We start from the raw sequence: 21,392 nt of genomic DNA, 5'->3' as shown, positions 1-21,392 counted from the left end.
TTTCGTTCTGAAGCACACTCGAGAGGCGCCATGTCCCAGCCCGCCACGAATCCCGATCCCGTCGCCATTGATCCCGCCACGGTTCCGCGGCGCATCCTTCGCACCGGCGCTGCGATTCCGGCCATCGGCATGGGGACGTTCGGGTCGGACCGCTATGGCGCGGATGCCGTCTCGCAGGCTGTGCGCGGCGCTCTGAAGGCGGGCTACCGGTTACTCGACTGCGCCTCGGTGTACGGCAACGAGCCAGAGGTGGGCCGCGCGCTGGCGGAGGCCAGGGCCGAGGGTCTCGAGCGCGAAGAGATCTTCGTGATGTCGAAGGTGTGGAACGACGCGCACGAGCCCGACGCCACGGTCCAATCCGTGGAGAAGTCGCTCGACGATCTCGGCCTCGACTACCTCGATGCCGTCTTCGTGCATTGGCCCTTCCCCAACTCCCACGCTCCGTTCGCCGATCCCGATGCGCGAGACCCGCAGGCCCGGCCGTACGTGCACGACGAATTCATGGCCACCTGGCGTGCGCTCGAGGGCTTGCAGGAGTCGGGCAAGGTGCGCCACCTCGGCACATCGAACGTCACGATCCCCAAGCTCGAGCTCATCCTGCGCGATGCCCGAGTCGCGCCGTCGCTCAACGAGATGGAGCTGCATCCCACCTTCCAGCAGCCAGAGCTCTTCAGGTTCTGCCTGGACCACCGCATCCAGCCCGTCGGATACTCGCCGCTGGGCTCGCCGTCGCGCCCCGAGCGCGACCGCACACCCGACGACATCGTCGACATCGAGCACCCGGTTGTGGTGCGCATCGCGCGGGACCACGGCGTGCACCCTGCTCTTATCTGCCTCAAGTGGGCGGTGTCACGCGGGCAGATCCCCATCCCGTTCTCCGTGAAAGAGGCTCAGTACGCGGCCAACCTCGCAGCCATCGTCGACGATCCGCTGACGCCCGACGAGATCGAGGAGATGCGGTCGGTTGAGCGCAACAACCGTCTGATCAAGGGACAGGTCTTCCTGTGGCCCGGCGCCGGCTCCTGGCTGGATCTCTGGGATGTCGACGGCAGCATCCCCGGCTGGTCCGGTTACGAGAACCACCGGGTTCGGTGACCAGCACTCTCTCGAGAACTTCTCCGTCATCGAAGGAAGGGCCGACGTGCTCAAATACGGATTGATCCATCCGCCGCTGATGGATGCCATCGGCACAGCGGGGCACGGGTCGAAGGTGCTCATCGCCGACGGCAATTACCCGTACCTCACCGTCAAGAACGAGTCGGCGCGCCTCATCCACCTGAACGTCGCTCCCGGCCTTCTCGGTGTCGGGCAGGTGCTGCAGCCGCTCATGACCGCGGTGAATTTCGAGGCTGCCACGATCATGGGGCCGGATGACGGTTCGCCCGTCGACGCACACGACGAGTACCGGTCGCTGCTGGGCGAGGGAGTGCCGTTCGAACGCGTTGACAGGTGGGCGTTCTACGAGCTGGCCCGTTCGGCCGACGTCGGACTGGTCATCGCCACGGGCGACGAGCGCCTCTTCGCCAATCTCATCCTCACCGTGGGCCTCCGCTGACCGGCGGCGGGCGCACAAGACGAACGATCGGAGCGGGAGGGTAAGGCCGAAATGGTCAGCTACAAGGACATCCAGCGCAAGACCGGCCTCTCCCTGGCCACGATTTCGAAGTACTACAACGGGCGTACCGTTCTCGATGCGAATCGTGCTGCGATCGAGGCGGCCGCTGCCGACCTGAACTACCGGCCGAATCCGTTCGCCCGCGGCCTACGCCTGCAGCGCTCGCGCACCATCGGTGTGCTGCTGCCGGTGCTGAACAACGACTTCCACCTCACGATCATCGCCGGCGCGGAGGAATCACTGAGGCAAGACGGCATGACGGTCATCGTCTCGTCCAGTCCGACGCCGGCCGAGCAGGCGGTCGAGTTGCTGATGGACCGCATGGTCGATGGCATCATCGCGATTCCGTCTGCGCACGACGTCGCGCCCTTGCAGGAGGCGGCGGAACGCATCCCCGTCGTCATCGTCGACTGGGACGCGTCCGACCTCGACGTCGACCGGGTGCTCCTCGACAACGAACGCGCGGGTGCGCTCGCCGCCATGCACCTGCTCGATCACGGGCACCGCCGCATCGGCGTCGTCGGGGGAGACGAGACGGTCTCGACCATGCGCCTGCGTGCCGCTGGGTATGCCGCCGAGCTGCTGCACGCCGGGGTCGACCTGGATGCCTCGCTGCAGACATCCGGTCCGCTCACCGTCGACCACGGCCGCACCGCAACTGCCGTGCTGCTCGGTAGGCGAGACCGGCCCACCGCCCTGTTCGCGACCAACTACGAGCTGACGATGGGGGCCGTCATCGCAGTGAACGAATCGGGTCTGCGCATGGGACGCGATGTCTCGCTGCTTGGATTCGACAGCCTCGAGTTGGCGCAGGTGACCATGCCGCGCCTCACCATCATCGAGCAGCCCACGCGCACGATCGCGAAGGAGGCTGCAGCCATCATGCGTAAGCGGCTGTCGGAGAAGCACGACCCGGGCGAGCCGCGGATCACCCGGCTCATCGATCCTCGACTGGTGCCGGGAGGCTCCGTGGCGCGGCTGGACGACTGACGGTACGGCGCCTCCGACCCCCGAAAGGCGCGCCGCGTGCCGCCACCGCGCACCGAGACATCCGACATCGACGCACTGAACACCGAACACCGAACACGACACAAGGAACAGCCGCCAATGCCACTTGAGCCCCTCGACCCGGCCACGCTGCCCGAACCGGTCGATATCTCCGACAACACGTCCGGCCTCGCCGCGGTGGAAGCGGTCATCGACGCCGGTCCCTACGAAGCGACCTGGGAGTCTCTCCAGCAGTATCGCCCGCCGCGCTGGTACTCCGATGCCAAGTTCGGCATCTTCCTGCACTGGGGCGCGTACTCGGTTCCGGCGTTCGACAACGAGTGGTACCCGCGCAACATGTATCGGCAGGGGAGCCCGGTTTTCGAGCACCATGTCGCCAGGTACGGTGCGCAGAAGGACTTCGGGTACAAGGACTTCATCCCGCATTTCCGCATGGAACGCTTCGACCCGGCCGAGTGGGCCGCGCTGTTCAAGCGGGCCGGGGCGCAATACGTCGTCCCCGTCGCCGAGCATCACGACGGCTACGCGATGTATCGAACGGCCCGGTCGAGGTGGAGCACCTCCGTGGTCGGTCCGAAGCGGGACGTCTTCGGCGAGCTCCTCGCTGCGGTCGACGAAGCGTGGCTCATTCGCGGGGCATCCTCGCACCGAGCCGAGCACTGGTTCTTCATGAACGGCGGCGTGACGTTCGACTCGGATGTTCGCGACCCCGCTTACTCCGATCTGTACGGCCCCGCGCTGCGCAAGGAGATGAACCCCACCGAGCGCTTCCTCGAAGACTGGTTGCTGCGTTCGGTAGAGATCATCGACGCATACCGACCTCAGATCCTCTACTTCGACACGGGCATCGAGGAGCCGTCGTTCGAGCCGTACCTGCGGCGACTGGCGGCGTACTACTTCAACCGCGCTGCCGAATGGGGCCGAGAGGTCGTCATCAACTACAAGTGGGATGCCTTCGCGCCGGGATCCGCGGTGCTCGACATCGAACGCGGAACGATGCGAGGCATCCTTCCCGACGTGTGGCAGAACGACACATCGGTCTCGCGCACGTCATGGAGCTGGGTCGAAGGTCACGACTACAAGAGCGCGGGGGACCTCATCGCCGAGCTGGCAGACGTGGTCTCGAAGAACGGAAACCTCCTGCTGAATATCGGGCCGCGACCCGACGGGACCATCGCCGAAGAAGAGGTCGAGCTTCTCGAGCGGATCGGCGGATGGCTCACGGTCAACGGCGAGGCCATCTACGGCACCTCGCCATGGGTCGTGTTCGGCGAGGGACCGACGCAGCCCACGCCCGGTTCGTTCGCGGATGCCACGTCTGCCGCGTACACGAGCGCGGACTTGCGCTTCACCACGATGACCGAGGTGGGGCACCGGTACGTCTACGCGATCGCGTTGACGCAGCCAGAAGACGGCCGCATTCGCATCGCGAGCTTCGGCGCATCCAGCCGGCTCCTGGATGCGCCGATCGTCGACGTGCGGGTTCTCGGGCACACGGGACAGTTGGACTGGACTCTCGATGATTCAGCCCTGATCGTCGAAATTCCCGAGCGGCTCAGGTCGGGGGACGCCGGTCCCGTCGTCCGCGTCGAGCTCGCAAGCGAGGCATCCGAGGAGCGCACGGACTTCTTCCACGGCCTCTGGATCTAGGCGACGTATGGGCCGACTGCCGCGGCGTTTACTCGCGGCGACTCCCCGCTGATCGGCCCGGAACAGCACTACCCCCTCGCCGTCACTTTCGGCCGGAATCCGACAGGGGATGCGGCACAAATTGACGGCGCGAGCGTGCCGCGCGTGGACCTTGCCCCCGTCGGCAGACAGGATGGTCGCTGAGGATGGCCGGCCGAATAGCGCGGCGGGAGCCATCGGCACTGGCGCCCGCTCAGGCCTGCGTGTCGCGGAACCGGTCGCCGAGGATCGTCTCGATGAGCGCCCTCAGCTCCCTGGCGATGTCGAAGTCAGGCGAAGCGAGCCACTGCAGCTGCAAGCCTTCCCAGGCCGCGTGGATCCATCGAGAAGCTCGCAGCGGGTCCAGGTCGGGGTCGACGATGCCCTCGGACTGCAGCCGGCGGATGCTCTCCACCATCAGCTCATCGCCGTGCCGCCAGCGCTCCTTGAAGTACTCGTGAGCAGGATGCCCCGGATTGCTCGACTCGCCGAACATCGCCGTGTGCAAACGCACGATATTGGTGCGTTGAAGACTGACCGCGGCTCGATACGGGGCCTGGCGAACGGATTCACCGTCGGGGAGCGATCCCCATTCGTACTCGTCAGATAGACGTAGTGCGGCCAGCAGCAAGTCGTCTTTGCTCGGGAAGTGATATAGAACCCCAGGTTCGCTCAACCCCGCGCGCTTCGCCACCTCCGACGTGAGCACGGCCTTGTGACCCTTCTCGAGCACGAGATTGAGCGTGGCTTCTGCGATGGCACGGCGTCGTGCCCGCGTCTTGGCATAGCTGCCGCGCGCCCCGGCCGCCTTCACCGGCGGACCGTCGGTCACCTTCGTCATGGCCGCCACTTTAGCGCAACATCGGCCTAAAGCTATTGGCCACTCTGTATTGACACGACTTGCGAGTCAGGATAGCGTCCACGATGCGAACACTAATACCCACTCAGTGTTCGTTCACCTGAGTATCCCGGGCGCGGACATCCGTCATTGCGCGCCAGAGCTGGGGACCTCGCGTCTCCCGATGTCTTTCAAGGATGAGGACAATGCAATCAAGGAAAGTGAATCAATTCAGGGTTCGCCGCCGGATGGCTGTGATCGCGGGTGCTGCATTGGCGAGCGCGGCGCTCCTGCTCAGCGGATGCAGCGCAAGCGGGCAGCCCGCCAAGCAGACCAGTACGAGTGAGAAGGGCGTGACCCTCACGTTCTTGAACCAGTCACGCGGCCAGCAAGCCGCCCTCGAATACCTGGTGAAGCAGTACAAGAAGGAGACGGGCGTCACGGTCACGGTCGACTCGCCCGGCCCCGCCGATTACCTGCCGAAGCTGCAGGCACTTGCGCAATCAAAGCAGATGCCCGACGTGTTCTCGGCTCTCAACGCGACGTCCATGGCGCCCTTCTACAAGGCGGGCTGGGCCATGGACCTGACCAAGGAGCTGAAAGGCGACTGGAGCAAGAACTTCACGCCATCGGTGATCAAGATGGCCACGTTCGTGAAGGGCAACAACCTGGGCATCAAGCCAGGCATCTACAGCGCCCACTGGGAGACCCAGTCCTACGGCATCCTCGCCGACCCGACGGCCAGCGGCATCAGCGCCGACAACCTTCCGAAGACGACCACCGCCCTGATCGGCAAGCTTGCCGCCAGCAACAAGGCGGGCAAGGGAGGATTCTCGGTCGCGGCATCCGTCAGCCCCTACCTGCTGCAGTACGTCGCCTCGAACTATCTCACCGACCAGCAGATCTCCGACACGTTCGCGGGCAAGTACAGCTGGACGTCTTCAGGCTGGAAGAAGACCTTCCAGTTCCTCGCCGACCTGCGTGAGGCCGGTGCCATCCAGAACAACGCCCTCCCGGGCGGCCAGAACGACAATCCGACGGTCGAGACGAACTTCTTCACGAAGCACAGCGTCGCGGCGTACTTCGACGGAACCCCGGGCGTATCGGTCGCTCACGCGACGTCTCCCGACTACACGTCGTACATCTCGTTGCCGGTCCCCAAGGCATCCGACGGCAAGTACACGCCTCGCGCTCCGGGCGTGCCTGGCAAGGGCGCTGCCGTGAACCCGCGCGGCAAGCACGTGCAGGCCGCCCTCGACTTCGTGAAATGGCTGACGGACGAAGCGCAGCAGAAGGCGTTCGTAGACCAGGCGTACATCATTCCGACGAACCCGACGCTGCTCGCCAGCGGCAAGCTGCCGGCCCCGCTGCAGGGTTTCGCCTCCTCGATCAAGTCGCTGCAGGTCATCCCGAACACGTTCAGCGCTCCCGTGGCTGACGCGATCACTCGGGACTCGCAGCAGCTCGTACTGGGAACGATGACGGTCGACCAGGTCGTCGCCGACGTGCAAACGGCACAGGGCGGCAGCCAGTGACGTCGTCTTCGGCTCCTCTGGCCGTGCGGCGCTCCCTCGCAGGGGCGCCGCACGGACGGCGGCTCACCCGCCGTCGCAGCATCACGGGATACCTGTTCCTGCTCCCGGCGCTCGTCTTGATCGCGCTCTTCACCCTCGTGCCGTTCGTCGAGGCGATCCTGCTGAGCTTCCAATCCTGGGACGGCGTGAGCCCCGATACGCCATGGGTGGGGCTGGCCAACTTCCATGCGGCGTTCCAGAACACTCCGTTCTGGGCGTCGATGAGGAACGTGGTGATCTTCGGGGCCGTCGGCTTCTTCATCGGCAACGGCGTGTCCATGGCCATGGCCATCGCCGTCAACAGCATCCGAAAAGGACGCGCGTTCTTCCGCACGGTCTACTACCTGCCAGGGGTGCTCTCCGTGGTCGTGGTCGGCATGGTGTTCTCCGCGATGCTCGACCCGCAGTCCGGCATCATCAACCGCATCCTGGGTGCGGTCGGACTCGGATGGCTCGAGCACGACTGGCTCAACGACCCCAAGGTCGCATTGCTGGCCGTGATCGGTGTGTTCCTCTGGCTCCACTGGGGCTTCGGATTCATCCTCTTCCTCGCCGGGCTCCAAGACATTCCCCGCTATCTCTACGAGGCGGCGGAACTGGACGGCGCTCGAGGATGGGCCAAGTTCCGCTACATCACGTGGCCGCAGCTGGCGCCGGTGACGACGATCGTCAGTCTGCTGACGTTGCTGGCCGCACTGCAGATCTTCGGCACGGTGCAGGTGCTGACCAACGGCGGGCCCGGCTACTCGACCATGGTCCCGACCCTCCAGATCTTCACGCAGGCCTTCACCTACAACAACTACGGCCTCGCGGCCGCCATGTCGGTGATCTTCGGCGGCGCCCTGATTCTTCTTTCCGTCCTGCAACTCGCACTGTCCAGACGGCGCGCGAACGCATGAGCTCCCCGGTGACCACCATGACGACCACGACTGATGCCCCCATGCACGTCGCCACTGAGGCGTCCGACCCTGCACGCGTGCGTCGCGGGCGGCGGCTCACCCCGGTACGAGTCGCCATCTACGCGCTGCTCACTGCTGCGGCCATCAGCGCACTCTTTCCCGTCGTCTGGATGCTGTCCGGCTCGCTGCAGTCACTGCCGCAGCTTCTCAAAGGCGGCACGCTGGTTCCCTTGGCGCCCCAGTGGGGCAACTACGTCACGGCCTGGGTGAAGGGAGACCTCGGCGTCTACCTGACCAACAGCATCCTCTACACGCTCACCGCGGTGGCGGGCATCCTCCTGGTGTCGAGCCTTGCCGGATACGCGCTCGCACGCATCCCGTTCAAGGGCAAGGCGGCGTTCACGGGATTGATCCTCGCAGTGATGATCATTCCGGCCCCGGCGATGTTCCTCGCCCAGTACAAGGTGCTGCTTTCGCTCGATCTCGCGAACACGCGCCAGGGGTACGTGCTCATTCTCATCACGTCGGGCATCCCGATCTCGACCCTGATCATGAGGAGCTTCTTCGCCTCCCAGCCTGTCGACCTCGAAGAAGCGGCAGCCCTGGACGGGGCATCCGCTGTGCGAACCTTCTTCAGCATCATGCTGCCGCTGGCCAGGCCGGGCCTGGCCGCCGTCGCCGTCATTCAGGCGTTCGCCGTGTGGAACGAGTATCTGATGGCGCTCGTGATCTTCAACGACAACTCGTTGATGCCCGTGCAGCGTGGCCTCACAAGCTTCGTGTCGGCGGAGACTCCTCAACCGCAGATCCTTCTCGCCGCGACGATGATCTCGATCATCCCCGTCGTGATCTTCTACCTGGTCGCGCAGCGCCAGATCGTGGACGGCATCAGCGCCGGCGCGATCAAATAGGACGCCGCGCGATGGTCACGAAGCACGACCGGATCGACCGAACTTCTCTGGTCAGACGGCACAATCCGCACTTCACTCGGGCCCACCCGACAGCCGTTCTCACGGTCGGCAACGGCGATCTCGCCGCGACCGTCGACTGCACGGGTCTGCAGACGTTCGCCGACTTCCACGAGCTGCGGCCCGATCCGGCGCGGATCCCGCCTTCCGCGGCCGGCGAGGGACTCCCGCCCCAGGCACACCGCCCGTTCCGCAAAGACGACTACCAGATCCCGCTCCGCACCCAGTCCAGTTGGGGCTGGTACGAGACACCGGGCAGAGAACGAATGGATCCTCGCGACGCCACCACCGGCTACCGGAACGGTCGACGCGTGGTTCCGTACCTGGACAGAATGGGCCTGTACCGCCCGACCGACGACATCCCCGCGGATCTCGAGGCTGCCGCCTGGTTGCACTTCAACCCCCGGCGGCTTCACCTCGGCCGCCTCGCGCTCGCCGCACGCGGTGCTCTCACCGCACCCGGGCATCCCGACGAACTGCGGGAGAAGCATCTTCGCCTCGACCTCTACTCGGGAACGGTCGAAGCCGACTACGTTCTGCACGGCTCCCGCGTGCACGTGACCACGACCGTGCATCCCAGCGAGAGCGTCATCGCGACCCGGGTCGAGTCGGACCTGTTGGCACAGGGGCTCGCGGTCGAGTGGCGGTTCGAATCGCAGAAGGATGACCTCGCCTCCTTCGAGACGACGCCAGAGACGTCGAGCCGTTGGGAGGTCGGGCACGGCCGGGCGACGGCCCATCGTCGCGTCGGGTCGTCTTCGTACTCGGCCGAGCTCGCCAGCTCGGGCAGCGTCGAGATGCGGGTCGCCACCGATGGCGTGGTCGCGCACACCACGTCGTCGACGCTCGAGGTGGTGGTCCGCCTTTCCGAGGTCGATCGTCGTTTCCGAGCGCAGCTGCCGGTGCCGGCCGCCGCCGAGGTGTTCGCGGCGGCGACCGCGTGGTGGGCCGAGTTCTGGAACAACGGCGCAGCCGTGAGCTTTGCAGGTAGCAGTGCACCCGAAGCGGACGAGCTGGAAAGACGCGTCGTGCTCTCCCAATACCTGACCGCCGTGAACTGTGCAGGCGCAACACCTCCGCAAGAAACGGGACTCACGTTGAACTCGTGGTCCGGAAAGTTCCACCTCGAGATGCACTGGTGGCACGCGGCGCATTTCGCCCTGTGGGGACGACCCGAACTGCTCGAACGAAGCCTGGGGTGGTATCACTCGACGCTTCCCGTGGCGCGCGAGCATGCCAGGCACCAGGGATACCCGGGCGCGCGATGGCCGAAGCAGACGGACCCCTCCGGTGACGAATCTCCGAGCGAGATCGGGGCGTTCATCATCTGGCAACAGCCGCATATCATCCACCTTCTCGAGCTCATCCGCTCGCGAGGCCGCGGAGTGGACTTCGTGCAGCGCCACCTTCCTCTCGTGCAGGCGACGGCGGAGTTCATGGTCGGCTTCGTCGTCGAAGGCCCCAATGGGTTCGAACTCCCTCCGCCGCTGGTGCCTGCGCAGGAGAGCTACTACCCGGACCGCGCGACGACCGCCAACCCGACATTCGAATTGGCGTACTGGTCGTGGGCCCTTTCTGTTGCGAACGAATGGCGGCGGCTGTGCGGCAAGAGCGACGACGAAGAGTGGACGCGGGTCGCCGAAGGGATGAGACGACCGACGGTGTTACCGAACGGCACCTATGCCGCGATCTCCAACGAGCCCTACGTGATCAGGGAAGACCACCCCTCGATGCTCATGGCCTACGGCTGGTTGCCGCCAACCGAGCTCATCGACGCCTCGATCGCGCATCGCACCCTTATCGAGGTGGAGGATCGCTGGAACCTCCAGTCGACCTGGGGATGGGACTACCCGGTCATGTCGATGACGGCTTCGCGGCTCGGGCTTCTTGAGAAGTCTCTCCACTTCCTCGTGCTCGACAGCCCGAAGAACCAGTACCTGGAGAACGGTCACAACCCGCAACGTCCCGGGTTCCTCCCCGTGTATCTGCCCTCCAACGGTGGCCTCCTGGCTGCCATCGCTCATCTCGTGCGGGCGTACGAGTCGGACGCAGAGCTCCCGGACGGCTGGCGGATGACTGCCGAGGGCTTCTGAGGCTCGCCAGACCGAAGCCTGACATCTGCCGCGCGCGTCGCCCGTCGGCTCCGTGCTGCGGGATGCCTGCGCGGGGCCCCTGCGGCACCACGGTCATCCGCTGCCGTGATCCACCCACGAGGAAAGAGAAGAGACATGCAAGAGGGACACCCGGGCCACGTGAAAGAGATTCGGCAAGGGCGCTTCTTCGTCGACGGCACTCGCCGATTGCTGCTGGGTGCGGAGCTCCACAACTCGAGCTCGAGCACAGAGACGCAGATCGCGCGATCCTTCGAACGAGTACGGGCACTCGGGGCGACGACCGTGCTCGCCCCGATCGCCTGGGAGACGATCGAACCCGACGAGGGCCGGTTCGACTTCACCCTGGTCGACTTCATGCTCGAGACGGCGCGCAGTTCCGGCCTCGGCCTCATTCCCCTGTGGTTCGGGTCGTGGAAGAACGGGATGTCGACCTACGTGCCCGGGTTCGTGAAGACCGATCCGCGGCGTTTTCCGCGGGCACGCACAAAGAACGGACCGGTGGAGATCCTCTCGCCGTTCTCCGCGGCGAACCGCGACGCCGATGCTGCCGCCTTCGGTGCCCTCACGCGGCACCTGAGCGAAGTGGCTGCTGAAGACGTGGTCGAGATGATCCAGGTCGAGAACGAGGTCGGCCTCCTCGGCGGTGCTCGCGACGTCGGCGAGGCCGCGGAGGAGAGCTGGAACTCGCCGGTTCCTGCGGTCGTTCTCGATGTCATCCGAACTCATCCGGGCCTGCCCGTGCATACGGCATGGCGGGATGCCGGGTCGCGCGAGACCGGCACCTGGCCGGAGATCTTCGGTGCCTCCCTGCCTGTTGAGGAGGCGTTCATGGCCGCGGCCTACGCCGAGTACGTGAACGCCGTCGCCCTGAAGGGAAGGGAAGCGTTCGACGTTCCGATGTTCGTGAATGCCTGGCTCGAACTCCCCACCGACTACGACCTGTCCATGGTCGACGAACCGCCCGCGGTGGCGCTCGCCGGAGGTCGGATCGCCGGCGTCTATCCCAGCGGCGGCCCGGTTCGGTCGGTCGTACCGATCTGGCGCGCCGCGGCTCCGGCCATCGATCTGTGCGCCCCAGACATCTATGCGGCCGACTTCGACACCATCGCCGCCGACTATCGCGAGCTCGCGGGCGGCCTTCTCATCCCCGAGATGCAGCGGGGTGCGAAGGGCGTCGCCCACATGTTCAGGGCCGTCGGCGAGCACGACGCCATGCTGGTCTCGCCGTTCGGTGCGGACTCGGTCCTGTCCCACGACGAATCGGCGCAACTACGCGACGGCTACCATCTGCTGGCAGCGGTCGCGCACATCCTGAAGCAGCGACCGAACGCCGAAACCCGCGGCTTCATGCTCACGAAAGAGCAGACGACGGCGACCGTGACCCTCGGCGACCTGCAACTCACCGTGACGACGGCCGACCCGTTGGGGCTCGCCACGCCGATCTACCCCGCGTACGCCGTGATCGTGCACGAAGCACCAGGCCGCATCTTCGTGGTGGCCCGCGGATGCTCGATCAGCGCGAACTGCTGGGGGGACCACGGGGTCGGAATCCGCAGCGCCATCGAGCTGGACCACGTGAATGGGACATGGCAGGTGGTGCGGGTACTGAACGGTGACGAGAGCGGGTCAGGGCGAGCCGTACGGTTTCCTCACCTCGCTCCGACCGATTCGATCTCGCCCATCCCGAGCTGGAGCGAAGCAACGGGCATCGTCTCGATCGAGTACTACCAAACGGAAGCACGCGTGAGCCCGCGGTAGCCCGCGTTGAAGAGCCTCAGGCGTGTGCGGTGCGTGGTCCCGCGAGGGATCCCCGCGGGATGTAACTGCAGGGGATGAGCTGCCGCCCCGTCGGCTCTTCGTCGGCGAGGAGCATGCGGCCGGCCGCCAGCCCCATTTGAAGGTGCGGCAGGGCGACGGTGGTCAGGGGAGGGTGGAGCTGGGCGGCGATGTCTGGCTGGTCGTCAAATCCCACGATGCTGATGTCGTCTGGGCAGTCGAGCCCTGCGGAGTGCGCCGCCATGAGCGCCCCTACCGCGATGCGATCGTTGCCGCAGATCAGCGCGGTGGGCTTGTCCTCGGCGAGGACGGTGAGCGCGAGCTCATAGCCGGAGTTCACTTGGTAGTCGCGGTGCTCCCGACGGATGCTCACCGGGTCGATTCCAGCTTCGAGCGCTGCATCGACCAGCCCGCGTTCGCGTTCCTGGGTTGCATAGTCGTCTGCCGGGCCGCCGATGTATGCGACCTGGCGGTGTCCTGCCGCGAACACGGCTGCGGCGGCATCCCGACCGCCCTGGTATTCGTCGGCAAGAATCTGGGGTGTGCCTTCTTGGTTGGCTGCCCAGCAGTTGACGAAGATCGTGCGCACGCCGGCTTCGGTGATGGTGGCATGCACCGGCTCCGGGCCAGGGGCCGCGTAGATGAGCCCGGCGACGCCCTGCGCGATCAGGTTGTGCACGGCGGTGTCGACCGCATCCGATGAGCTCGACGTCTCGACCACGAAGCAGACGTAGCCTGCCGGTTGCACCGCTTGTTGCACTCCGAGCACGATCTGACCGGCGTACGGCTCGGAAATGATGCGATCAGCGATCACCCCGATCGTGTACGACTTGTTCGAGCGCAAAGCCCTCGCCGCTTGGTTCGGCTGGAAGTTGAGCTCCCTCGCAGCTTCCAAGACCCGGGCTCGCGTGGCCTCGGCGACCGAGACATCCCGTCGATCGTTGAGCACGAACGACACGGTCGGCTGACTCACACCCGCGCGCTTTGCGACATCCTTCATCGTCACGCGGCGCAGAGCGCCCACCTGGTCGTCTGGGACCGCATCTGCTGGCGCCGTCTCGCGGTTCCTCTGCTTCGGCATGCTCCCCCTTTCGTAACCATCCTGTCACGACGCCAATACGTATTGCTATTTTTCTTGGCGCGTGGTTATGTTGCACCGGTAAATACGTATTGGTTGCGAAGTCGTGGGATTCCCGAACTCGCGATACGACTGCTCAGAGAGGAGCGAACTATGACCGGCAGCTTTGGCCCGACCATGGATCGTCGCACGCTATTGAAGCTCGGCGGCACCGGCTTGGCACTGACGGGGCTGGGGGCGCTGTCCGCCTGTTCGGCAACGTCCGCGGGAGCGGGGACCAGCAGCAAGAACGCCTCCGCAACCCTGAAGATGCTGTACTTCGGCCAGCAGAGCGCGGCGACCACCTTGCAGAAGGCGCTTGAACCGCAGGTCAAGAAGATCGACAAGAACGCGACGCTGGAGATCACCGGGATCAACGGCACCGACTGGAACGACTTCATCGCGAAGGTGCTGACCCAGATCGCCGCCGGCTCCGCACCCGACCTGGTGAGTGTGGCCACCGAGGGTCTCCAGGAGATGGCGTCGAAGCAGATGATCGTGCCGTTGGACTCCTACGTCACGAAGGACATGAGCTCGTTGAAGAGCTACTTCGACGATGTGCACCCGGCACTGGTCGAGTCGATGATGTACCAGGGGCACCTGTACGAGCTCACGGACAGCTTCAACGCGGGCAGCATGTTCTACAGCAGCAACCTGTACTCCAAGGCCGGGCTCTCAGCCCCCTCGGCGTCGTGGACCATGGATGACTTCCACAACAACGCACAGAAGCTCGCGGCGCTCGGGTCGAACACGAATGCTTTCGACTGGGTGGTGCGCCTGTGGGGCAGCTGGACGTCGTTCCTTTATGCGAACAACGGAAATCTGCTCACTGAGGAGAAGTACTCGGGCGGCGACTGGCTGTGGAACAAGGCGTACGCCAACAACGCGCAAGCCAAGGGAAGGGCCGGCGGTTACAAGTGGGGCGCACCGACCGCGAACTCGTCTGCAGCTGTTGAGGCTCTCGAGTACGTGATCGAACTGCAGAAGGCGAACCTCTCCCCTTCGCCCGACGTGGGAGGCGGCGGAACGCTGCAGGGCCTGTTCGCCAATGGTCGCATCGGCATGACCATCGGCGGCGGGTTCTGGGCGGGCGGCCTGCATAACGCGGGCATGAAGACCGGCAGCTTCGACGTGGCGCCGTTCCCGAAGTGGAAGAGCAACAAGTCGCTGTTCGGCGCGGCCGGCTACGGCATCTTCAACACCTCGAAGAACAAGGACCTCGCGTGGGAGGTGGTGAAGATGCTCGTTCAGCCCGAGACATTCGACCTCGTCTTCCCGGGCAATGTCACCACCCCTGCCCGCAAGTCGCTCATGACAGCGGAGCGTTACAAGACGACCGGACCCGAGCACTGGTCGGTGTTCTGGGATCAGCTGGATGGCTCGGTCCCGATCTCGGCTCCGCCGTACTACCAGGCGCTTGCCACCTCGCTGAACCAGCGCACGACGCAGGCCGTGTCGAGCGGTGACGCGAAGGCGGCGCTCGACGGCATGCAGTCCGACCTCGAGAAGGCGGCGGCGAACTCCTGATGTCTGCAACAACCGAAACGCGGGCGACCGCGTCTCGGGTGAAGGCCTCCACGGCCGCCCGTCGCCCAGGTGTGCGACGGGCGGCCCGGAGGGAGGGTGTGTTCGGCTACCTGATGATCGGGCTGGCGGTGGCGTTCGTCACCGTATTCACGCTCATCCCGATCCTCGTGTCGTTGGGACTCTCGTTCTTCTCCTGGGACGTCATCACTCCGCCGCAATTCGTGGGCCTCAAGAACTTCGCGAGGCTCTTCTCCGATGGGCAGGTGCTGTCGTCATTCGGGGTCACGGTCCTGCTGGCGATCGGGATCGTGGTGCTGCAGATCGGCCTCGGCCTGCTCCTGGCCGTGTTGGTGAACGGTCGCAAGCACAAGTGGACGAAGGTGTTCTTCCGCACCACGTTCTACCTGCCGCTGCTGGCATCCACCGCGGCCGTCTCGATCTTCATGGGATACCTGTTCGACGCGAAGTTCGGGTTCATCAACTACTACCTGAACGAGCTCGGCATGCCCAGCATCCCCTGGCTCATCAATCCGACGACCGCGCAGATCACGATGATCCTCGTGGTCGTCTGGCAGCAGGTCGGCTTCACGTTCGTGCTCTTCGTCGCCGCGCTCACTTCCGTGCCGACCGACGTCACCGAGGCCGCCGCGATCGATGGGGCCGGCCCGTGGCGCACGCTGTTCCGCATCAAGATCCCCCTGATCAGTCCGACCATCCTCTTCGCGACCGTCGTGGCGATGATCAACGCGATGCAGCTGTTCGATCAGCCCTACATCATGACGAAGGGCGGCCCTGGGACGGCGACAACCACGGCGACGATCTCGATCTACCAGACGGGTTTCCAGAACCTGCAGTTCGGATACGCGTCGGCCATCGCGATCCTGCTGCTGGTGATCATCCTGCTCGTCACGGGCATCCAATTCCTCGCCGCGCGAAAGCTGGTGTTCTACCAATGACGACACTCGAAGTAGACAGCACGGTGCGTGCCGCGGGGCGCCGTCGACGCCCCATCGTGAAGCTGGGCAGCATCGTCGGCATGGTCCTGCTGATCCTGGGGGCGATCTTCGCGTTCGGGCCGCTGCTGTGGACACTGAGCACGTCGCTGCGCACCCCTGCAGAGGCGTTCTCGAATCCTCCGCAGTGGATTCCGACCGACTGGGACTTCGGCAACTACGTTGCCGTGTTCAATCAGATCCCGATCGCTCAGTTCTTCGTCAACAGCGTGATCGTCACGGTGCTGATCGTGGTCGGGCAGACCATCACCTGCACCCTGTCCGGTTACGCCTTCGCCATGGTCTCGTTCCCGGGGAAGAACGTCGTGTTCGGGGTCTTTCTGGCGACGATGATGGTGCCCCTGCAGACGATCATTATCCCGGTGTTCGTCATCGTGAGGATCCTCGGTCTCAGCGATTCCCTCGGGGCGTTGATCATCCCAGCCCTCGGCAGCGCATTCGGCACGTTCCTCATGCGGCAGTACTTCATGCAGATGCCTCGCGAGCTTGGGGAGGCGGCGCGCATCGACGGCGCCACTCAATTCGGCGTCTTCTGGCACGTCTACGCACGCATGGCGTCACCGGCGATCGCCACCCTGGGCATCCTGAACTTCTCCGGGTTCTGGGCCGAGTTCTACCGGCCGCTGATCTTCCTCAACTCCGAGAGCCACTTCACGCTGCCGCTCGGCCTCGTCGGCCTTCAGGGCAACCTCGGAACGGGATCGATCTCGATCGTGCTGGCAGGCGTCATCCTCGCCATGATCCCCAGCGTCATCCTGTTCATCTTCGCTCAGCGGTACTTCATCGAAGGCGTCACCGCCGGGTCATTCCGCTGACTCAGCCTCCAGCACGACCGTGACCGGCTCGCATCCCTGAGCCGTCCCTTGGTCGTCGCCCGTCCACCGCTCGGCGCAAATGGCCGAGCGTCTCAAGAAAGCGAGCCGATGGCCGACCACTATCCCCACCATCGCCCGAAGTTCCACATCAGCCCGCCGCGCGGCTATCTCAACGACCCGAACGGGCCGATCGAGCTCGGCGACGTGTTCCATCTCTACTACCAGTCCCGGTCCTTGGCCGACATGGCCGTGCCGGTCGAGTGGGGACACGCGACGACGACCGACCTCGTGCGCTGGAGACTGCATCGTCCCGCCATGAGCCCGTTGCCCGGCGGATACGACTCAGACGGATGCTGGTCCGGTAACGCGGTCGTCGACGGTGACCGAGTGCGCGCGTATTACTCCGGCCATATCGAATCGAGGCCACTGGAGCACATCCTCACGGCGCTGAGCGACGAGAACGGTGCCAACTTCGGTCCTCCGACTCGGTTGCTCGACGACCCGGCAACGACCGAAGGCATCCGCATGCTCCGTGACCCGTTCGTATGGACGGATGCCGACGGCTGGCACATGGCGGTCGGCTCCGACGCCGCAGACGGGCTCGCCGCAATCCGCCACTACCGCTCGCACGACGGTCTGGACTGGGCCTACGACGGTCACCTGACCGAGTTGCAGCGAGGCGTCGTCGGCGGCGCCGATACGGGGGAGGGCTGGGAGTGCCCGCAGATCATCCGCGTCGACGGCCGCGAGATCGCCGTCGTCTGCTCCTGGTCGTTCGCCGACGGGCCGGGGCCGGTTCTGGCCTTCCCGATCGACGCGGCGCCTGCACCCCACGCGGTCGACGACGGCCACGACTTCTACGCACCCTCGGTCCTTCGAGAGAGTTCGTACGGGCCGCTCCTCTTCGGCTGGATCAGGGAGGGACGCGACGAGGCGTGGTGGAAGCACGAGGGCTGGGCCGGCGCGATCTCGCTGCCGCGACGGGTCTGGTTGAGCCCAGACGATGCCGGCGATGCGCGGCTGTGCAGCGAGCCGCATCCCGCGCTCGCCGGGTTACGCACCGGTGACCCTCGACCAGCCGACGGTTCGACACTTTCACCTCAGTCCGAGATCGCGGTGCCCGCCGGCACCGGCCGAGTGCGTCTGCGCTTCGGAGCCGAAGAGTGGGTCGACATCGACCTGGACTCCGCACAAGGGACGGTCACCATCGACACCGACCATGCCAGCACGAGCTCCCGCGCCCGCGGTGGCCGCGCGGTCGCCATAGACGCTTTCGACGCCTCATCCGGCAGGCCCGCGGTCAGGGTGTTCCTCGACGGGTCGGTGATCGAGGTGTTCACGAACGCAGGACGCTCGCTGACCACGCGCGCCTACCCGCTCAGCGGCACCGCGTGGACACTCGAGGCGCCGGTCGACGCCGTGGTGTGGACCCTCGCCACGACGGTCGAGACCGAACCTGTCGCATCGGTGACCCGACCGGAGGACGTCGTCACCGTCGCGTGAAATCGCGGCGGGTGAATGGGTCCGCTGCACACCGTTGTCGATACGCATTGATAGGAGCGACGCATACGTATCGCTGCCCTGATCTGTTCTGACGGGCCATCCCGAGTCGCTTTACCTTCAGAGAGGAAGGTCGTTCCATGGTTCCAACACACCTCCGCCGCCCGGCCAGGCGTCTCAGCTTGCGGGCGCGGTTCGCGAAGGCGGTCGCTGCAGCTGCACTCGGCGGAATCGCCCTGGCCGGCCTGGCGCCGCTCCCGAGCGAAGCGGCGACCCCTCAGCCCGTCTCGTCTTCCACGGGAAGCAGCGGCGCGAGCTACCAAGAGCCGTATCGTCCGCAATTCCACTACTCACTGCCGACCGGCTGGATCGGCGACCCCAATGGACTGGTCTACAAGAACGGGCTCTACTACTTGTTCAGTTTCGGGACATGGAAGGGGGCCGTCAGCAAGGACCTCACGCACTGGACGAACATTGATGTGACGGGGCCCGCGCCAGATCCGGGCAGCAGTGCGTTCTTCTCGGGCAGTGCCGTGGTCGACAGTCAGAACACCAGCGGGTTCGGAACGGCCAAGAACCCCGCAATGGTGGCGATCTACACCAGCGTGCAGGCAGGGACCAACGTGCAGTCGCAGAGCGTTGCATACAGCACGGACGATGGCCACACCTGGACGCGCTATGCGGGCAACCCCGTGATCGACATGGGGTCGGTCAACTTCCGTGATCCCAAAGTGTTCTGGTACGCGCCTGGTCACGAATGGATGATGGCGGTCACGCTGAGCGACCAGTACAAAGTCGCGTTCTACACCTCGCCCGACCTGAAACAGTGGACGCAAGCCGGCACCTTCGGACCTGCCGGGGCGACCACCGGAGTGTGGGAGATGCCCGACCTCTACCCCTTGCCGGTCGACGGGAACACGCGCAACCAGAAGTGGGTGCTGAGCGTGAGCGTCGGCAGCACTGGTGTGCAGTACTTCGTAGGGCAATTCAACGGATCCACGTTCGTACCCGACGGTCCGGCCACCTACACCCCACCGGCCGGAACGGCGCTGGACGGCTTCGAGTCAGGAAGCTACGGCGACTGGACAACGACAGGAAGCGCCTTCGGCAGCGCACCCGCGGCTGGCGCACTGCCCGATCAGCAGACAGTTACCGGCTACTCCGGCACCTACCTGGTGAACAGCTACAACGGCGGAGACGCCTCCACTGGAAGCCTGACCTCACCCGATTTCACTATTGACAAGCAGTACCTCAACTTCCTGGTGGGTGGAGGTCAGAACCCGTTCACCGCGGGCGCCGTCCCATTCGGCACTCTCCCGAGCGGGACCGTTTTCACCGACTTCTCTGGATCCGCATATGACCCAGGCTGGACGACCACGGGAGCGTTCGTCGGCACCGGACCCAGCCATGAGCAGCTCGGAAACCAGGTCAGCACCGGCGTGCTGGACACCTGGGGACCAGATGGCGACCCCGGCCAGGGGACCATCACGTCGTCCACCTTCGCCGTCAACAGTCCGTACATCGATCTGCAGATCGCCGGCGGTACGCACCCGATGAGTCAAGCGAATCCGACAGCCGTGAACCTCATCATCGACGGGAAGGTTGTCGAGACTGCCACCGGGAACAACACCGGGAACCTGCAGTGGGCTACCTGGGATACATCCGGCTATCAGGGGAAGCAAGCACAGATCCAGGTCGTCGATCAGAACGACGGCTCCACCGGCTGGGGGCATCTGATGGTGGGCGATATCGTCTTCGCCAACGAGAAGGCGCCCGTGTGGGACAACCAGACCTCGGTGAACCTCCTCGTAGACGGAAAAGTTGTGCGCTCGGCTACCGGCAAGAACAGCGAGAGCCTCGACTGGGCATCCTGGAACCTCGCCGACCTGCAGGGCAAGCAAGCGCAACTGCAGATCGTTGACAACGCGACGGGCGGCTGGGGACACATCCTCGCAGACGACTTCACCCTGGCATCCAAGCCGGCGCTGAACCAGATCCAGCGTGCACACTGGATCGACTACGGATCCGACTTCTACGCCGAGAACACCTGGAACGACGCACCGAACGGTCAGCGGATCAACATCGCATGGATGAACAACTGGGCGTACGCGGCCAACGTGCCCACCTCACCGTGGCAAGGCGCGGAATCGTTCCCTCGGACAGAGTCCCTGCGAACCGTGGACGGCAGCGTGCAACTGGTCCAAGACCCAGTGAAGGGGTTGAACACCTTGCGAAGCGGACCGGCCGCGAACGTCCGGAAGACGAAGGTCTCGGGCACCACAGCGCTTCCCATTAACGGGGCGGAACTGGAGCTGAACGCTCGTCTCACCGCCGGGACAGCATCGACGTTCGGCCTCAACGTTCGCGTCGGCAACGGACAGTCCACTCAGATCGGATACGACACCGGCAGCGGAGAGCTGTACATCGATCGCACCCAGTCGGGAAACACCAGCTTCAATCCGTCGTTCTCGGGACGAGCAACAGCCCCGCTCACGCTGGATGCCCAAGGTGGGATCAGCCTGCACATCCTCGTCGACGCCTCTTCTGTCGAGGTTTTCGCTGCCGACGGAACGCGTGTGCTGACCGAGCAGATCTTGCCAGATGCCTCGAGTACGGGAGTCACCGCCTTCGCCGCCGGCGGCACGGCCACGGTCGACTCCGTGCAGGCCTGGCACCTGAAATCGATATGGAGATAACCGTCCAGCCGGCAAGGGCTGCCCGTCCATCCCTGACACGCGACTGGCAACCCACCTGCGCGCGGAAGTGAATCAGCGCCAGAGCTGGAACGCACAAAAGCCCTTCGAGCCCGGTCAGTCTCCTCACTGACCGGGCTCGAAGTCGTTCTCGGGCGATGCCAGGTGGCGTTGACATCGAAACATGAGTGTGCTCATAATTGAGCGCGCTCGACTTTCCGGGTGACAGGAGGTCGAGACCTCGGTCATCACACGTAGCCGAAAGAG

General features: G+C 65.1%; 16 protein-coding genes. 14 read left to right on the top strand and 2 right to left on the bottom strand.

Annotated features, from left to right (window positions below):
• The first annotated feature begins 30 nt into the window (after positions 1 to 30).
• The 4 genes from ACO2Q7_RS08625 to ACO2Q7_RS08610 all read left to right on the top strand — a co-directional run bounded on the left by ACO2Q7_RS08625 (position 31) and on the right by ACO2Q7_RS08610 (position 4,273).
• A complete protein-coding gene (locus ACO2Q7_RS08625) occupies positions 31 to 1,095 on the top strand; it encodes an aldo/keto reductase (protein WP_423355195.1) in 1,065 nt (354 codons plus the stop codon).
• Positions 1,096 to 1,141: 46 nt separating this feature from the next.
• On the top strand, positions 1,142 to 1,555 hold the full coding sequence (locus tag ACO2Q7_RS08620; RefSeq protein WP_423355194.1) for an RbsD/FucU family protein: 414 nt from the start codon (positions 1,142 to 1,144) through the stop codon (positions 1,553 to 1,555).
• A gap of 51 nt (positions 1,556 to 1,606) precedes the next feature.
• Complete coding sequence (locus ACO2Q7_RS08615; protein ID WP_423355193.1) at positions 1,607 to 2,605, top strand: LacI family DNA-binding transcriptional regulator; 999 nt, start codon at positions 1,607 to 1,609, stop codon at positions 2,603 to 2,605.
• 117 nt (positions 2,606 to 2,722) lie between these two features.
• Positions 2,723 to 4,273 carry an alpha-L-fucosidase gene (locus ACO2Q7_RS08610; protein WP_423355192.1) on the top strand — a complete coding sequence of 517 codons (1,551 nt, stop codon included), beginning with the start codon at positions 2,723 to 2,725 and terminating at the stop codon, positions 4,271 to 4,273.
• Between the two features lie 232 nt (positions 4,274 to 4,505).
• On the opposite strand, the gene ACO2Q7_RS08605 is transcribed toward ACO2Q7_RS08610, so the two are convergent.
• Positions 4,506 to 5,132 carry a TetR/AcrR family transcriptional regulator gene (locus ACO2Q7_RS08605; protein ID WP_423355191.1) on the bottom strand — a complete coding sequence of 209 codons (627 nt, stop codon included), beginning with the start codon at positions 5,130 to 5,132 and terminating at the stop codon, positions 4,506 to 4,508.
• A gap of 245 nt (positions 5,133 to 5,377) precedes the next feature.
• On the opposite strand from ACO2Q7_RS08605, the gene ACO2Q7_RS08600 reads away from it, so the two are divergent.
• The 5 genes from ACO2Q7_RS08600 (at position 5,378) to ACO2Q7_RS08580 (ending at position 12,442) form a co-directional block, all read left to right on the top strand.
• Positions 5,378 to 6,664: an ABC transporter substrate-binding protein gene (locus ACO2Q7_RS08600; RefSeq protein WP_423355190.1), complete on the top strand. Its 1,287-nt coding sequence runs from the start codon at positions 5,378 to 5,380 to the stop codon at positions 6,662 to 6,664.
• Entirely contained in the window at positions 6,661 to 7,602 is a 942-nt protein-coding gene (locus ACO2Q7_RS08595; protein WP_423355189.1) for a carbohydrate ABC transporter permease, read from the top strand. The genes ACO2Q7_RS08600 and ACO2Q7_RS08595 overlap by 4 nt, the downstream gene beginning before the upstream one ends.
• 17 nt (positions 7,603 to 7,619) lie before the next feature.
• Positions 7,620 to 8,513, top strand: a complete 894-nt coding sequence (locus tag ACO2Q7_RS08590; protein ID WP_423355188.1) for a carbohydrate ABC transporter permease — start codon at positions 7,620 to 7,622, stop codon at positions 8,511 to 8,513.
• Positions 8,514 to 8,524: 11 nt separating this feature from the next.
• Entirely contained in the window at positions 8,525 to 10,663 is a 2,139-nt protein-coding gene (locus tag ACO2Q7_RS08585) for a hypothetical protein (protein WP_423355187.1), read from the top strand.
• A 135-nt stretch (positions 10,664 to 10,798) separates the two neighbouring features.
• The gene (locus ACO2Q7_RS08580; protein WP_423355186.1) at positions 10,799 to 12,442 is read left to right on the top strand and encodes a DUF5597 domain-containing protein; all 1,644 of its coding nucleotides are present in this window, start codon (positions 10,799 to 10,801) and stop codon (positions 12,440 to 12,442) included.
• Between the two features lie 16 nt (positions 12,443 to 12,458).
• On the opposite strand, the gene ACO2Q7_RS08575 is transcribed toward ACO2Q7_RS08580, so the two are convergent.
• Positions 12,459 to 13,541, bottom strand: a complete 1,083-nt coding sequence (locus ACO2Q7_RS08575) for a LacI family DNA-binding transcriptional regulator (RefSeq protein ID WP_423355185.1) — start codon at positions 13,539 to 13,541, stop codon at positions 12,459 to 12,461.
• A gap of 150 nt (positions 13,542 to 13,691) precedes the next feature.
• Between ACO2Q7_RS08575 and ACO2Q7_RS08570 the strand changes: the two genes are divergently transcribed.
• The 5 genes from ACO2Q7_RS08570 (at position 13,692) to ACO2Q7_RS08550 (ending at position 21,128) form a co-directional block, all read left to right on the top strand.
• Entirely contained in the window at positions 13,692 to 15,104 is a 1,413-nt protein-coding gene (locus tag ACO2Q7_RS08570; RefSeq protein ID WP_423355184.1) for an ABC transporter substrate-binding protein, read from the top strand.
• On the top strand, positions 15,104 to 16,060 hold the full coding sequence (locus tag ACO2Q7_RS08565; protein ID WP_423355183.1) for a carbohydrate ABC transporter permease: 957 nt from the start codon (positions 15,104 to 15,106) through the stop codon (positions 16,058 to 16,060). Before ACO2Q7_RS08570 ends, ACO2Q7_RS08565 begins: the two co-directional genes overlap by 1 nt.
• Positions 16,057 to 16,932 (top strand): carbohydrate ABC transporter permease, encoded by an 876-nt coding sequence (locus ACO2Q7_RS08560; RefSeq protein WP_423355182.1) that lies wholly within the window; start codon positions 16,057 to 16,059, stop codon positions 16,930 to 16,932. Before ACO2Q7_RS08565 ends, ACO2Q7_RS08560 begins: the two co-directional genes overlap by 4 nt.
• 108 nt (positions 16,933 to 17,040) lie before the next feature.
• Positions 17,041 to 18,435, top strand: coding sequence for a glycoside hydrolase family 32 protein (locus tag ACO2Q7_RS08555; RefSeq protein ID WP_423355181.1), 1,395 nt, complete (start codon positions 17,041 to 17,043; stop codon positions 18,433 to 18,435).
• A gap of 137 nt (positions 18,436 to 18,572) precedes the next feature.
• A complete protein-coding gene (locus ACO2Q7_RS08550; protein WP_423355180.1) occupies positions 18,573 to 21,128 on the top strand; it encodes a GH32 C-terminal domain-containing protein in 2,556 nt (851 codons plus the stop codon).
• Positions 21,129 to 21,392 lie beyond the last annotated feature (264 nt).

The sequence above is a fragment of the Rathayibacter sp. KR2-224 genome (assembly GCF_049446075.1).
Lineage (GTDB): Bacteria > Actinomycetota > Actinomycetes > Actinomycetales > Microbacteriaceae > Humibacter.
Note: the sequence above shows the minus strand (reverse complement) of the source record. Positions and strands in the feature narration are given on the sequence as shown.

Bases quoted from the DNA above. Each gene is read 5' to 3' on its own strand.
- ACO2Q7_RS08575 (WP_423355185.1), bottom strand. From the start codon at position 13,541: ATGCCGAAGCAGAGGAACCGCGAGACGGCGCCAGCAGATGCGGTCCCA.
- ACO2Q7_RS08590 (WP_423355188.1), top strand. From the start codon at position 7,620: ATGACGACCACGACTGATGCCCCCATGCACGTCGCCACTGAGGCGTCC.
- ACO2Q7_RS08615 (WP_423355193.1), top strand. From the start codon at position 1,607: ATGGTCAGCTACAAGGACATCCAGCGCAAGACCGGCCTCTCCCTGGCC.
- ACO2Q7_RS08625 (WP_423355195.1), top strand. From the start codon at position 31: ATGTCCCAGCCCGCCACGAATCCCGATCCCGTCGCCATTGATCCCGCC.
- ACO2Q7_RS08610 (WP_423355192.1), top strand. From the start codon at position 2,723: ATGCCACTTGAGCCCCTCGACCCGGCCACGCTGCCCGAACCGGTCGAT.
- ACO2Q7_RS08560 (WP_423355182.1), top strand. From the start codon at position 16,057: ATGACGACACTCGAAGTAGACAGCACGGTGCGTGCCGCGGGGCGCCGT.
- ACO2Q7_RS08600 (WP_423355190.1), top strand. From the start codon at position 5,378: ATGGCTGTGATCGCGGGTGCTGCATTGGCGAGCGCGGCGCTCCTGCTC.
- ACO2Q7_RS08555 (WP_423355181.1), top strand. From the start codon at position 17,041: ATGGCCGACCACTATCCCCACCATCGCCCGAAGTTCCACATCAGCCCG.
- ACO2Q7_RS08605 (WP_423355191.1), bottom strand. From the start codon at position 5,132: ATGACGAAGGTGACCGACGGTCCGCCGGTGAAGGCGGCCGGGGCGCGC.
- ACO2Q7_RS08580 (WP_423355186.1), top strand. From the start codon at position 10,799: ATGCAAGAGGGACACCCGGGCCACGTGAAAGAGATTCGGCAAGGGCGC.
- ACO2Q7_RS08570 (WP_423355184.1), top strand. From the start codon at position 13,692: ATGACCGGCAGCTTTGGCCCGACCATGGATCGTCGCACGCTATTGAAG.
- ACO2Q7_RS08565 (WP_423355183.1), top strand. From the start codon at position 15,104: ATGTCTGCAACAACCGAAACGCGGGCGACCGCGTCTCGGGTGAAGGCC.
- ACO2Q7_RS08550 (WP_423355180.1), top strand. From the start codon at position 18,573: ATGGTTCCAACACACCTCCGCCGCCCGGCCAGGCGTCTCAGCTTGCGG.
- ACO2Q7_RS08585 (WP_423355187.1), top strand. From the start codon at position 8,525: ATGGTCACGAAGCACGACCGGATCGACCGAACTTCTCTGGTCAGACGG.